This window comes from Gemmatimonadetes bacterium SCN 70-22, from assembly GCA_001724275.1.
Classification (GTDB): Bacteria; Gemmatimonadota; Gemmatimonadetes; order Gemmatimonadales; family Gemmatimonadaceae; genus SCN-70-22.
This window is the reverse complement of record MEDZ01000077.1, coordinates 17,029-30,952: the sequence shown is the minus strand read 5'-3', so window position 1 is coordinate 30,952 and position 13,924 is coordinate 17,029. Positions and strand designations below refer to the sequence as shown.

The window sequence follows — 13,924 nt, the reverse complement described above, 5'->3', positions numbered from 1 at the left end:
CCACCCCCCACCGCGCATACGTCTCCGGCGTCGCCACCACCACCGGCACCACCCGCCCATACAGCGCCTCGGCCACCAGCGCGCCTAACGCGATGATCGGGTCCGGCTCCCGCAGCACGATCGCCGCCGGCCCCACCCCCGCGCGAATCAACTCGGCCAGCACGCTCGAGGACGACGACGACCCTCGCCCTCCCGGCATGAACAGGACCTTGCCGGCGATGCTCAGGCCATGCTGCGGGTGATGCACGTCCGAGATGACCCCGGTCTCCTCGTGCACCCCGCCCCAGAACGACAGCGGCTCCGACAGCGCCAGCACCTCGCCCTCCGCCACCCCGGGCACCAACACGGCGGCCGTCACGCCGTCCCCCAGATCGACGCGTCCCGCCACGCGACACCTCGCACCGCGCTCTCCACGCACTCCTCCAGCGACCCGAAGATCACCTCGTACCCCAGGTTGTTCGGCGCATACCACGCCCACTTCGCCGAGTTGGTCATCACCGCCCCCGGGCGCCCCGAGAGGATCGGCGTGATGTAGGTGCAGGTGTCGGTCACGAGCTGCACACCGCACCGTCGCAGCTCGTCCCCCCACCCTTCGTCGTCGATCCGCGCCAGCGTGTCGCGCCCGGTGGAGACGAAGAACTCGAGCGTCGGCGACACCGCGCGCCTCGCCAACACCCCCCGCAGCCGCGTGAACTCGTCGTACGAGAAGTGCGGCGTCCCGATGCTCACCGCGCCTAACGCCGACGACGCCGTGGACGTCAACTCCGCCGCTGCCGCCGACAGTTCCGCCGGCCCCAGGGTGACCGTCCGCGCCGGCGCCCGCCCCCCGAGCGCCTCGTGCAGCGTCGGCGCCTCCGGCGTCACCCCCACCATGTGGAACATCGCCACCGCCCCCGACGACGCCGCCGCCGCGCCTAACGCCTTGAGCTGGTCCTCGGTGGCGCGCGGCACGCCGTCGATCACTGCGACCGCCCGCCCCGCGAGCGTGCCGAGCAGCTGCCCCAGCACCGCGAAGAAGGTGTCCCGCTCCATCGCCCGTTCCGGCACGCCGCGTACCTGCACCACGAGCGTGGCGAGTCGGCCCTCATCGGTGTGCAGCCCGGTCTCGGGGACCACCCCCTCGATCGCCGCGCAGATGTCGATGAAGTCACCGTATCGCTCCGTGCGCGCGCCAAGCACGCTGTTGGCGAAGACGATCGCATTCGACTCCGCCCACGCCACGTGCTCCCCGAGCCCCGGGCGATCCGCCAGCTGGTACGGCGCGCACGTCCAGGTCTGGCGGCACCCCAGCGCGCTGTAGTAGCGCATCATCTCGCGCGCCGCGGCCGCCACCGCAGGGCGTCCCTTGAACAGCTCGGGGTGCAGCAGGTCGATCGCCCCCACGTTGAGCGTCGTCGGCACCGACACCCTCGCCCCCGACTCCGCCAGCGTCCGCGCGAAGTCGATCGACACGGGGCCGTGATACAGGCACCCGTCCACATGCGCCCTGGTGATCGGGATGAACCGCCGAGCCCCCACCACCGTCGCGTACCGCTCCAGCAGCCCCCGCGCAATCGAAGTCCCCACATCTCCCTCCATTCTAGTCCCCCTTGGTCCATCGCCCCGTGCCCCCCCGTGCTTCACCGTGCCCCTCCGTGCCAAACTCCCCGCGCACCCCCCCTCCAATCCGCGAGGAGTAGCGACGCTCGTGCATCGAAACGGGGGCCGCGGCGTCTCGTGCGCCCGGCCCCCGCTCATCTCGTCATCTCACGTCGACTGCGTCGGGCCCCGCCCGCGCCAGCAGCCACTCCACGAACCGCCGGTCGCTTGGCGCCAGTTCGTACTGCAACAGCTCGTCAGGGGTCGCCCACGCCAGCGCCGAGTGTTCCAGGCAGGCTGGCTCCCCGTCGATGCTCACCGCCACGAAGGCGATCAGGAAGGGCGATCCCGCATCGTGCACCGTCAGCAGCTCGCTGCCGACGCTCGACACCGTCACCCCCAGCTCCTCGCGAAGCTCGCGCGTCGCCGCGTCCGCATCGCCCTCACCCGGCTCGAGCTTCCCTCCGGGAAACTCCCACAACCCACCGTGCCGCTTGTGCGCGGGGCGCTGGCACACCAGGTAGCGCCCGCCGCGGGCGATCACCGCCGCCAGGACGCGACTGGTCCACGCCGCCGACGCCGCCGACGCCGCCGACTCGGAGAGCGCCACGCCGACCGCTTACTTCGACATCCCGAAGTCGCTCACCGTCAGCTCCACGTTGTGGCTCACGCGGATACCGTACACGCCATCGAGCGACTTGAGCTTGTCCGGCGCCACCACGTCGAACTTGTCGAAGGTGTGGACCACCTTCCCATTGATCACGCACGACGCCTTTCCCCCCTTCACCTGCCACGCGATCTCGTTCGTCGACGCCCCGGTGGCATCCGCCTGCTGCAACGCCGGCGATTTCTCCAAGTTCACCAGCGTCTGCACGTTCGAGCCATGGAACGTCTTGACCGAGTACGTCCCGTTCCCGTACGCGATGCAGTACATCAGCGTCTCGGTGTCGCTCTCCAGGTCGTTCCCGCCGATGAAGATCCCGTACGAGTGCGGGTGGCTCGCCGTCATCTTGTGCTCGAAGAACTTCGCCTTGACGGTGTAGTCGCCCGACGCCGTGTTGGCCGGGTTCCAGTAGAACGCCGCCGGCCCCACCGACATGCGGAACGACTTCCCATCGGCCGAGAACTTCGAGTCGTTCACCGTCTTCCCCTGCGACGCCGCACGACGGTCGACGCGCCCCTTCCAGCCGGCCACCGAGATTCCCCCCTTCACCGAGCGGTCGGCATCCTGGGCCTGGACGGACAGCGGGGCGGACGCCACGAGGACCGCGACAGCAAGCATCGAATAGCGCATGTGTTCTCCGGGTTTTCGGTCAGACGTTCATTGTCGCGGCCCGGGGCCCCGGGCACAAGCGACGCCGGGGCGAACGGTCCCTCCCCGTGACCGGACGAACGCTCCCCACGCCCCAGCCGATCCCACCCTTACACCCCCCTACGCCAGGTGCATCCGCCCCAACAGCTCCACGAACCGCGGATGCCCGTGCAGTGGACGGAACAGGAACGACCCCTTCACCCCGTACATCGCCCCCGACCGGCTCGCGAACGCCGACTCGAGACAATCGATCGCGTCGTCGTACTGGCCCAGCCCCGTGTAGATGTACGCCAGATGGTACGGGGCCACGAACCGCGTCCGCGACTCCTCCAGCAAACGCCCCAGGATCTCCCGGGCCTGGGGCACCTTGCCATGCAACGCATACGCTTCGGCGAGCTGCGCCAGCCACATCGTGCTCCACGGGGCCAGGGCAACACCGCGCTCCAGCGCCGCGAGCCCCTCCTCCACCCTCCCCAGGCCCAGGTACGCCCACCCCAGCGTCGATTGTGCACGCGCGTTCTCGCCGTCGAACTCCACGGTGCGCATCGCGACCTCCAGCGCGTCCTCGTAGCGCCCCGCCCTCAGCAGCGCCGTCGCCATGTCGTTCCGGTGCATCAGCGGATCCAGCTCCTGCGCCCGCTGCAGCATCGTGATGGCCTCGTCGAAACGCTCCAGCGCGGCGCACAGGCGGCCGTACAGGTCGTATGCGTCGGCGTTGCTCGGGCTCAGTTCCAGCGCTCGCTTGAACTCCGACTCGGCGCCGCCCCAGTCGAAGTCGTGCACCATCTTCACGTACGCCATCGTGCAGTGCCCGTCGCCGAGCGCGTCGTCGAGCGCGATAGCGCGCGCCGCCGCCGCCTTCGCCCGCGGATATGCCTCCTCCGGCGTCAGCACGCCCTGCTCCCCCAGGTCGGTCAGCGCCAGCGCGATGCCCGAGTACGCCGGCGCATAGTCCGGATCGCGCTCGATGGCACGCTCGAAATAGTGGAGTGCGCTGCGTAGCCCGTCGGCGGTGAACTTCCCCAGCACCTGACGCCCCTGCAGGAAGAGCTGGTACGCCCGCAGGTCCTTCGTCGGCTGACGCGCGATTCGCAGGTTCTCGTCCGGCGTGAGCTCCGCCCGCAGCGCCTTGGCAATGTGCAGCGCCACCTCCGACTGGATCTCGAAGATGTCGGTCAGGTCGCGGTCATACGTCTCGGCCCAGAGATGCTGGTCGCTGGCGGCGTCGATAAGCTGCGCCACGATCCGCACGCGGCCACCAACCCGCCGCACGCTCCCCTCCAGCAACGCCCCCACCTGCAACCGCTCCGCGATCTCGCGCAGTCCCTGCTCCCGCTGCTTGAACTGCATCACCGACGTGCGCGACACCACCTTGAGCGCCTTGATCTTGGAGAGCTGCGCGATCACGTCCTCGGTGATGCCATCGGCGAAGTACTCGTTCTCCGCGTCGGCACTCATGCTGACGAACGGAAGGACCGCCACCGACCGGGCCTCGGCGCGCTCGGCGGCCGGCAGGCGCAACGCCTCCGAGAACGCCAGCGCCGTGGCGAAGCGGTCGGCCGGTGCCTTGGCAAGGGCGCGCTGCAGCGTTCGCGTCACCGCCGTCGGAACGGCAGGCCGGAACTGCGTCACCGGGGGCGGCGGCTCGATGAGATGCTGATAGACCAGCCGCTCCAGCGTCGGCGCCGTGAAGGGCGGCTGCCCCGCCAGCATCTCGTACAGCGTGCAGGCCAGGCTGTAGAGGTCCGCGCGCCCGTCCACCTCCCGCTCGCCGGCCGCCTGCTCCGGGCTCATGTAGCGCGGGGTCCCGAGCGCCAACCCGGTCTGCGTGAGCGCTCCCTGCTGCGAGTCGCTGGCGACCCGCGCGATCCCGAAGTCGGTCACCACCGCGTGACCGTCGTCCAGCAGGATGTTCTCCGGCTTGATGTCACGGTGAATCACCCCGCGCCGATGCGCGTAGTCCAGCGCCTGGGCCACCTCCGACGTCAGCTGCAGGGCGACGTCGAGGGGGAGCTGCCGTTCCCGGTCGAGCCTGGTGCGGAGCGACTCCCCCTCCACGAACGGCATCACGTAGAACAGCGACTCCCCCACCGCCCCGGAGTCGAAGAGCGGGAGGATGTGGGGATGCCGGAGCCTCGCGATCGTCTCGATCTCGCGCAGGAACCGCTCCGCCCCCAACGCCGCCGTCATCTCGGGGCGCAGGACCTTGATGGCGACCTTGCGGTGGTGCCTGATGTCTTCCGCCAGGAACACCCTGGCCATCCCCCCCGCGCCGATCTCCCGCTCGATCACGTAGCGGTCGGAGAGGGACGCCCGCAGGTGCGCCAACGTGTCGCTCATCGAGCCTCCAGCGAGACCGGAGCAGGGTCACGCCGTTCGGCGGTCGAACGGCTTCCCAACGTAGGGAAGCGAGGGGGGTGCGTCTAGGGACGGCGGCTGCTCCCCTATCGCCCCCCTGCCGGCAGGTGCTCGTTCAGGTACCGCTGCAGCAGCGTGTACACGTGCACCGTCGTCCCCGCCCCCTCGTAGATCCCGTGCGACCGGTTGGGATAGACCATCATGTCGAAACGCTTCCCCAGCTCGATGAGGCGATTGACGAGCCGCTCCGTCCCCTGGTAGTGCACGTTGTCGTCGCCGCTCCCGTGCACGATGAGGAGCTTCCCCTCGAGCCCCTCGGCGTGGTTGATCGCCGAACCCAGCCGGTAACCGGCGACGTTCTCTTGCGGGAGCCCCATGTAGCGCTCCTGGTAGATCGTGTCGTACAGCCGCTGGTCGGGGACCGGCGCCACCGACATCCCCACCTTGAACACGCCGGGCTCGCGGAACATCGCGTTGAGCGTGTTGGTCCCGCCCCCGCTCCACCCCCAGATCGCCACGCGGCTCGTGTCCACGTACGCGTGCGTCGCCGCGAAGGCGCGCAGCGCCCCCGCCTGCTCGGCGGCGGTGGTGGCGCCCACGGCACCGTAGATCCCCTTGCGCCACGCGCGCCCCTTGGGCGATGGCGTCCCACGCGTATCGAACGACATCACCAGGTACCCCTGGTCGGCGATCATCCGGTGGAAGAGCGCGGTGTTCCCTCCCCAACGATCGGCAGCGGTCATCCCGGCCGGCTCGCCGTAGATGTGCACCAAAACGGGATAGCGCTTGGCCGGGTCGAAGTTGCGTGGACGCATCACGTAACCGTCCACCGGGAGCCCCTGCGCCGTGGTCACCGTGAAGAACTCGGTCGCGGGGGCGCCCAGCGCCTCGAGCTTCGCCCGCAGGGCAGCGTTGTCCTCCAAGACGCGCACTACCTCGTGGCTCGGGAGGCGGACGATCTCCGTGCGCGGCGGGGCGTCGTGGCGCGAGACGGTGTGTAGCGCCCACCGCCCGTCCGGGGAGATGTCGTAGCGATGCGTCCCCGGCTGGTCGCCCGGCGTCACCCGCACCGCCTTCCCCCCCTTGAGTGGGACGCGGTACAGGTAGTCGTGGATGGCGTCCCCCGGGGACGCCATCACGTACAGGATCCCCCCCTTCTCGTCCACGCCGGCCAGTGAGACGTCGAAGTCGCCCGGCGTCAGCAGCGTGGTCGCCCCCGACTTGCGGCTGACGGAATGGACGTGGCGCCACCCGTCACGCTCGCTCTCCACCAGGGCGAGCGGCCCCGCCTTCCCCCCGTTCACCCACCGCGTCTCCTGCACCAGGACCCACGCGCTGTCCTGGTCGGTCCACAGCACGCTCCCGCGCCCGGTGGTCGCATTTCCCACCCAGAAGTCGTTGCGGCCCTGCTTGCGGTCGAGGTGCTGCACCAGGACCGACGCCGAGTCGAGCCACTCCGCCCGCCCGATGTAGCTCGCCGCCGTGTCGCCTTCCACCGCGAGCCATGTGACCGCGCCGCCCGTCGGTGCCACCACGCCCAGCGTCACGCGCGAGTTGGTCGTCCCCGCCTTGGGATAGGGGATCGCCGTCGTGAACGGGTAGAGCGAGTCGGTGTCGTTGATGAGCAGGAAGTCGCGCACCGCCGACGCGTCGAAGTGCCAGAGCAGGATCCGCTTGCTGTCCGGGCTCCACTGGAACGCCTGCCGGATCCCCAGCTCCTCCTCGTACACCCAGTCCGACGTCCCGTTGATGCTGGTGCGCGACCCGTCGCGCGTGAGGCGCGTGATGGCCCCCGTCGCCAGCTCCTCGGCGTACATGTCGTGCTCGCGCACGTAGGCCACCCAGCGCCCGTCGGGAGAGAAGGTCGCGAACATCAGCGTCGAGGGCTGCGCCTCTCCCCCGAGCTTCCGCAACGCCCCCGACGTGCGGTCCAGCACCCAGTAGTCACCGCGCGTGTTCAGGCGCCAGACTCGCCTCGTGTTGGTGAAGAGGAGGAGCTTGCTGTTGTCGTCCGACCACGCGAACGCCTCGAAGGCGAGCGGCGCGGTTGCTCCTGGCGGCGTGAGCTGCGCCGCCGTCACCAGCACCGTGCGCGCATCGGTCGCCGTCTCGTGCCGCACGATCTCGCGCCCACGACCGCCGGGCGCCGGCTCCACCGTGAGAAAGGCCCTCCCCCCCTCGATCCACCGCAGCTGTCCCACCCCGCGGGCATTGAACTCGCCGGAGAAGATCCGCGACACCGAGAGGGCGCCCGGTGCCGCGGGGGCCGCTTGCTGCGCACACGGCGCGTCGAGGCAGGGAATGACGACGAGCAGGGCGGCCATCGCCGCCCGGCGCGCAAAAGCAGGGACTCGCATCGCGATCGTTGGCAAAGGGGGAGAACGAAGCGGGCGCGGGAAGAATGCCTCTCCCGCGCCCCACGCGCCATCGGCTTTCCGTGTTCGCCGGACGCTCGCCGGCCCTGGGCGCCCGCTACACTTTGCGGAACGCCAGCACCCCGTTCTGCCCCCCGAAGCCGAACGAGTTCGACAGCGCCGCCTCCACCCGCACCGAGCGCGCCACGTTGGGCACCACGTCGAGCGGGATCTCCTCGTCCGGCACCTCGAAGTTGATGGTCGGCGGGATGACGCCGTGCTTCACCGTCAGCGCCGTCGCCGCCGCCTCGATCGCCCCCGCCGCGCCTAACGTGTGCCCGATCATCGACTTGTTCGAGCTCACCAGCGGCGGCGCGTCGCCGAACACCTTGAGGATCGCCTTCGTCTCGCTCCGGTCGTTGGCCGGCGTCGACGTCCCGTGCGCATTGATGTACTGCACGTCGCTCGCGCTCATCCCCGCGTCGCGCAGCGCCAGCTCCATTGCTTTCGCCGTCCACGCCGCCTCCGGATCGGGCTGCGCCAGTCCGAAGCCGTCGGCCGTGGCCCCGAACCCCGCGACCTCGGCGATCGGCTCGGCGCCGCGGGCCCGGGCGTGCTCCAGCGTCTCGAGCACCAGCACCCCCGCTCCCTCCCCCATCACGAAGCCGTCGCGCGTCTTGTCGAAGGGGCGGCTCGCCCTGGCCGGCGCATCGTTCCGCTTCGACAGCGCCCCCATCGCCACGTAGCCGTTCAGCACGAACGGCGTGATCGTCGACTCCACCCCGCCGGCCAGCATCACGTCGGCCTGTCCCGCGCGCAGCAGCAGCAACGCCATGCCGATGGAGTGCGCACCGGTGGCGCACGCCGAGAGCGCGGCGAAGTTGGGACCGTGGATGCCTAACGCGATGGCCACGTTCCCGGCCGGCATGTTGGGAATCACCTTCGGCACGCAGAACGGCGAGATCGCCTTGGCCCCCCGGTCGAGGAACTCGACGTGGTTCTCCTCCAGCGTGTTGAAGTCCCCCGCCGCCGCCCCCACGCAGCACCCCACGCGCGCCGTGTCCATGCCGGCGAGGTCGAGCCCGGCATCCTGCACCGCCTGCATCGCCGCCGCCACCGCCATCTGCGAGTTGCGCCCCATCCGCCCCGCCAGCTTGCGGTGCATGTACGCCATCGGGTCGAAGTCGCGGCACTCGGCGGCGATCTGCGTCGCATACGGCGACGCGTCGAAGGCGGAAATCGGCCCCCCCCCCGACACGCCGGCGGTGAGCGCGCTCCAGAACGCCTCCCGCCCCGACCCGATGGGGGTCACCACGCCTATCCCCGTCACCACGATTCTCGGCTTCATGCTCATGAACGTTCCTGCGTCACGACTCTGGTTTCTCGCGAAATATCATCGACGCCTTGAGCAGGTCGCGCAGCCCGCGCAACCCGTCCTTCCCGCGCTCCTCCTCGCCCCCCTCCCCTCCCCCCTCCTCCGTCACCGCGCGCCATCCCTCCCCCCACGCCTCCCGCATCGCCGCCGTGCTCTCGAAGCGCTCGGCCGGGTCGAAGGCCAGCCCCCGCGTGATCCACGCGCGGATCGGCCCCGGCAGCCGCGACGCCCACGAGGTGCCCCAGTCGATCCCCTGCTCCTGCCGCCACAGCTGCAACTCGGGATCGTGCGCCACGAACGGGAGGTGCCCCGTGAGGGCGAAGAACGTCACCGCGGCCATCGCGTAGCGATCCACCCCCTCGTCCTGCGGCACCCCCCGCAGCTGCTCGGGCGCCGCGAACGCCAGCGTCCCCGCCGCCCCGCTCTCCCCGGGCGCCGCCGCGATCCCGAAGTCGCCCACGCACCAGTCCCCGTTGCGGTCCAGCAGGATGTTCTCCGGCTTGAGGTCGCGGTGCACCACCCCCGCGGCGTGCGCCGAAGCCACCGCGTCCATCAGCGCGTCCATCTGCGGTCCAACTTCGGAAAGCGGGAGCGCCCCCTGCGCCGCCACCCGGTCCGCCAGCGACCCGCCCGGCGTCAGCGGCATCGTGAAGTACGCCACCCCCTGCCGCTCGGCGAACTCCAGCACCGGGATGATCCGCGGGTGCGCCAGCGAGGCCACCAGTCGCGCCTCGCGGCGCAGCCGCGCGATCGCCGCCTGGTCCTGCGCGATCCCCGTGTTCAGCGCCTTGAGCGCCACCTCGCGATCGAGCGCCAGGTCGCGGGCGCGCCACACCGCCCCGTACGCGCCTCGCCCCAGCTGCTCGATCAGGTCGTAGTCCAGCCCCGTCGCCGCGCGCAGCCGCGCCTCCTGCCACGCCGCCGCCGTCTCGCGATCGCCGTCGGGCACCGCGGCCACCGGGCCCACCCCCAGCCCTGCCAGCGACGACTCCCCGCCGATGGCGCGATCGAGCGTCTCCAGCAGCGCCGCCATCGAGGGGAAGCGTGCCGCCGGGTCGGTCGAGAGCGCGCGCCGCAGCACCTCCCGCACGCTGCGCGGCACGTCGCCCCGCGCGTCGAGCGCGGCGAGCACGTCCTCGCCATCGCGCTCCCAGGTTGCCCCCGCCAGGCTCGCGCTGATCACCGCCCCCAGCTGGAACTGGTCCGTCGCCTGCGTGGGGCGCCACCAGTCACCACCCTGCGCGATCGCCTGGCGCCACTCCGGCGCTACCACCGTCCACTGCAGCGACGGGACCTTCCCCGGCGGCAATGCAGCTGGCGGAAGCGCCCACTGCCACCCCAGCAGGTAGTGCTCCCCCGCGCGCGTCATCCACGGCGCCTCGCAGTTGATCGCCCCATGCGTCTCGTCGCGCTCGTGCAGCATCGCCAGGCACGACCCGACGATCCGCAGTCGCGTCATCGCCTGCCCGATCGTGTCGGGCCCCTGCGTCCGCAGCTGCATCGACAGCGGGATCCCGTCGATCCAGTGCCGCACGTACCCCGGCCCCCGCGGCGCCTCGTCGTCGCGCGGCCAGTACACGTACGTCGTCGGGATCGACCGGTGACGCCGGTTCCCCAGCGCCCGCGCCTCGGCCGTGAGCCACTCCCGGTGCGCCGGGTCGGGGGCCGTCACCAGCGAGAGCGTGCGCCCCAGCGGGTCGATCACCTGCTGCGTGTGCCGGTGATACCCGATCCACACCCCGTCCGTCCCCCACGACCACTGACGCGGGAGGCGCCAATCGCGCAGGTGCGCCGGGCGCTCGGTGGTGATGCGGTAGGGGGAGATCCCGGCCGGCTCAGCCGCCCAGTCCGCGTTGGCGGCGTGTGGCGGGCGTTGGATGGGATCGGGAGTCATCGAAGCCATTCGGCGGACGTCACATCGGGGGCGAAGGAAGACAGTAGCATGATACCCTCTCGAACGCCGTTTGAGGTGGGTGTGGGCGGGGGGTGAACCGTCCCGGGCGCGTGTCGCGGCACGCCCGTACCGCGAAATTCGCGCGCTCTTGACGCTCCGCCCACTCGCCCACACTTTGGAGCCATGAATAGACCGGTCGGTCTAGGAACTCCCGCCCCCATGCACGAGACCAAGCAGCGGCTCATTCTGGCCGGCCTGCAGCTCATGCTCGAGCGTGGCTATCACGCCGTCGGCGTGCAGGACATCCTCGCCGCCACTCGCGTCCCCAAGGGGTCGTTCTATCACCACTTCGCGTCCAAGGAAGATTTCGCCCTGCAGGCCATCGACGCCTACCAGGGCAACGTGCGCGCCATGCTCGACGCCGCGCTCGGCACCCCCGGCCGCGCCCCGCTCGATCGGGTGCGCGCCTTCTTCGACGGGGTCCGCGCCGCCTACGCCAACGAGGGCTATCTCGGCTGCTTTCTCGGCGCCCTTGGCCAGGAACTGTCCGGGGCGAGCGAGGTCTTTCGCCGCAAGATCGACGCGTGCCTCGCCCAAGTCGCCTCCGCCCTCGCCCACTCCCTCGAGGACGCCCGTCTGCGCGGCGATCTCCCTCCCGCGACCGACACTGCGGCATTGGCCGACGTGCTCGTGAACGCCTGGGAGGGGGCCGCACTTCGGTCGCGTCTGCTACGCACTGCGCGCCCCCTCGACGCCGTGCTGGACTTCTACTTCTCTGCCGTGACCGCCCCCTGATTTTTTTTGCGCCGAAACTAGACCGATCGGTCTAGTCAGCACGCGGCGCGTACGCTCCCCGAGCCGCCTCGGTGTGGACCAGCGAGGGTCCCCCACCGCCATGCGACCCGTGGTCATCCCCCTTCGACGCGGAGGTACCGATGCGCACCGTTCTGCTCACCACCAGCGCGCTCCTGGTCAGCCTGTCGGGCGTGGCGGCAGCCCAGGCAACCCACGGCACGGCGCAGCGGGGAGAGAGTCGCGGCGCCACCGACCAGCTCCTGGTCGCCAGCGCACTCAGCGCCGCCCCGCCCTCCATCGCCGCCGGCGCCACCGTCATGGGGCACGATGGCCGCGTCCTGCGGAAGGGGACCAGCGACTGGGTGTGCATGCCCGACATGCCCCAGGTGCCTAACGACACGCCCATGTGCCTCGACGCGCCGTGGCGAGCGTTCATCGACGCGTGGATGAACAAGCGCACCCCCACCGTGACGCAGCTCGGCTTCGGCTACATGCTCCAGGAGGACATGCCGGTGAGCAACACCGATCCCTTCGCCACCGCGCCCACGCCCACCAACCAGTGGATCCCGCGGGGCGATCCGCACGTGATGGTGCTCGTTCCGGACCAGCGGCTCCTCGAGACGCTGCCGACGGATCCCCGGAGCGGGGGACCGTTCGTGATGTGGAAGGGGACGCCGTACGCGCACGTCATGGTGCCCGTGGTCGCACGGTCGAAATAGCGGCCGGCAAGCGACGGGCCGCCAGCCTGGCGCTGGCGGCCCGCGTCCGGCGATTCGCGCGATGCTCCCCCCCTCCCCTCAGTCCCCGCTCACCTCCGCCGGCGCGTCGTGCGGCAGCCGGTCGCGTGTCGAGATCAGGTACTCGATCGCATCGGCCAGGTGCTCGTCCATGATGTGATGCGCCCCGCGCTCCACTCGCAGGCGGTGCGCCTTGATCATCACGTCCGCGGCGCGGAACCCCTCCTGGATCTCGAACTTGTAGCACGCCAGCTCCACCAGGAGGCCGTTCGGGTCGCGCAGGTAGATCGAGTTCATGAAGCCGCGGTCGCGCTCGTAGAACTCGATTCCGCGATCGCGCAGCCGCTGCGGGGCCTGGGTGAACGTCGCGTGCGACACGTTGAAGGCCAGGTGATCCACGCTCCCCACCTCGCGCGGGGCGTGTCGCCCGGCGTCCTGGCGCGACTCGTTCGTGAAGACCGTCAGCAGCCGCCCGTCGCCCGGATCGAAGTAGATGTGGCTCTCCGCGGGGTTCCCCAGGTTCGGCTGCTCGAAGATGAAGGGCATCCCCAGCACCCCTTCCCAGAAGTCGATCGCGCTCTGCCGCGTCGACCCCACGATGGTGATGTGATGCACCCCCTGCACCTGGATCTTCTTCATGGCTCCCCTCGCGGTTCGAGACGCCCTGCCACCCGCCAAGTTGTCCGGCCCCGGAAGACGAGGCAACCACGAGCCGGTGATCGCCTCTCCGCCCCCGATTAGCTTTTCACCTCGAGAGCCACCTCGTCGGGCTCGACCGTCGACACGACCCACGCCCCCTTCGCGATGACCCAACCGACCGCCCCCGCGCCCGGCGACGCCGCACCTTCCGCTCCCCTCGTCCCCTTCGTCGACCGTCACGCCGGCTGCGGCGGCGTCTTCACCGCCACCACCATCACGAAGACCGAGTCCATGGTCGGCCTCTCCGCCACCGTCGAGCGGCGCGTGCTGCGCTGTTCCAAGTGCGAGCTCGAGCGGCGCAGCCCCGACCAGGTGGAGGGCGACTACCTCGCCACCATGGCCGCCATCCGCGAGAAGCACGCCCTCCTCACCCACCAGGAGATCCGCCGCATCCGCGAATCGCTCGGCGTCACCCCCGACGAGTTCGACGCCCTCCTCGGGCTCCCCACCGGGATCTCCAAGGGGTGGGAGACCCAGCGCCACCTGCAGAACGCCATGGCCGACGCCCGGGTGCGGGCGCTCCAGGACGTCGAGTACGCCAAGGGGGTCGCCGTGGGGGCGCGGGTGACCTTGCGGCTGACGGAAGAGGAGCGGGCGGCCTTCCGGCCGCCGTCGTTCCTGAAGAAGAAGGGGGCGGCAGCGGAGAGCGCCGAGGCGCAGGAACACCTGCCGGCCGACGCGCCCGCAGCCGCAGAAGCAGTACGGGAACCGGGCATCGCTCGCCTCCCCCCCGGCGACATGCCTCCCGCGCAGTCACAACCGAGCGGTACCTGAGCCCCGACTGAGACCTTTCGGTGGAGCGCCACACGCCGCGCTCCACCG

Annotated in this window: 12 protein-coding genes; 3 read left to right on the top strand and 9 right to left on the bottom strand. The window is 70.7% G+C overall.

Features of this window, described 5'->3' with window-relative positions:
- The 8 genes from ABS52_19410 to ABS52_19375 all read right to left on the bottom strand — a co-directional run.
- On the bottom strand, positions 1-388 hold a 388-nt coding region (locus ABS52_19410; GenBank protein ID ODS99955.1), incomplete at its 3' end, for an aconitase subunit 2.
- Positions 355-1,578, bottom strand: coding sequence for a hypothetical protein (locus tag ABS52_19405; protein ODS99954.1), 1,224 nt, complete (start codon positions 1,576-1,578; stop codon positions 355-357). The genes ABS52_19410 and ABS52_19405, both read right to left, overlap by 34 nt.
- 163 nt (positions 1,579-1,741) lie before the next feature.
- Positions 1,742-2,188, bottom strand: coding sequence for a hypothetical protein (locus ABS52_19400; protein ID ODS99953.1), 447 nt, complete (start codon positions 2,186-2,188; stop codon positions 1,742-1,744).
- A 9-nt stretch (positions 2,189-2,197) separates the two neighbouring features.
- Entirely contained in the window at positions 2,198-2,872 is a 675-nt protein-coding gene (locus ABS52_19395) for a hypothetical protein (protein ID ODS99952.1), read from the bottom strand.
- A gap of 138 nt (positions 2,873-3,010) precedes the next feature.
- Positions 3,011-5,230 (bottom strand): hypothetical protein, encoded by a 2,220-nt coding sequence (locus ABS52_19390; GenBank protein ID ODS99951.1) that lies wholly within the window; start codon positions 5,228-5,230, stop codon positions 3,011-3,013.
- A 104-nt stretch (positions 5,231-5,334) separates the two neighbouring features.
- Positions 5,335-7,605, bottom strand: coding sequence for a hypothetical protein (locus tag ABS52_19385; protein ODS99950.1), 2,271 nt, complete (start codon positions 7,603-7,605; stop codon positions 5,335-5,337).
- 115 nt (positions 7,606-7,720) lie between these two features.
- Positions 7,721-8,956, bottom strand: coding sequence for a beta-ketoacyl-[acyl-carrier-protein] synthase II (locus ABS52_19380; protein ID ODS99949.1), 1,236 nt, complete (start codon positions 8,954-8,956; stop codon positions 7,721-7,723).
- Positions 8,957-8,969: 13 nt separating this feature from the next.
- Complete coding sequence (locus tag ABS52_19375; GenBank protein ID ODS99948.1) at positions 8,970-10,880, bottom strand: hypothetical protein; 1,911 nt, start codon at positions 10,878-10,880, stop codon at positions 8,970-8,972.
- A 210-nt stretch (positions 10,881-11,090) separates the two neighbouring features.
- Between ABS52_19375 and ABS52_19370 the strand changes: the two genes are divergently transcribed.
- Positions 11,091-11,666, top strand: coding sequence for a TetR family transcriptional regulator (locus ABS52_19370; protein ID ODS99947.1), 576 nt, complete (start codon positions 11,091-11,093; stop codon positions 11,664-11,666).
- A gap of 140 nt (positions 11,667-11,806) precedes the next feature.
- Positions 11,807-12,385 (top strand): hypothetical protein, encoded by a 579-nt coding sequence (locus tag ABS52_19365; GenBank protein ODS99946.1) that lies wholly within the window; start codon positions 11,807-11,809, stop codon positions 12,383-12,385.
- Positions 12,386-12,463: 78 nt separating this feature from the next.
- Here the strand turns inward: ABS52_19365 and ABS52_19360 are convergent, their stop codons facing one another.
- Positions 12,464-13,042 (bottom strand): glyoxalase, encoded by a 579-nt coding sequence (locus ABS52_19360; GenBank protein ID ODS99945.1) that lies wholly within the window; start codon positions 13,040-13,042, stop codon positions 12,464-12,466.
- Between the two features lie 165 nt (positions 13,043-13,207).
- Here ABS52_19360 and ABS52_19355 point away from each other — a divergent pair, with 165 nt between their 5' ends.
- Entirely contained in the window at positions 13,208-13,876 is a 669-nt protein-coding gene (locus tag ABS52_19355) for a hypothetical protein (protein ODS99944.1), read from the top strand.
- Positions 13,877-13,924 lie beyond the last annotated feature (48 nt).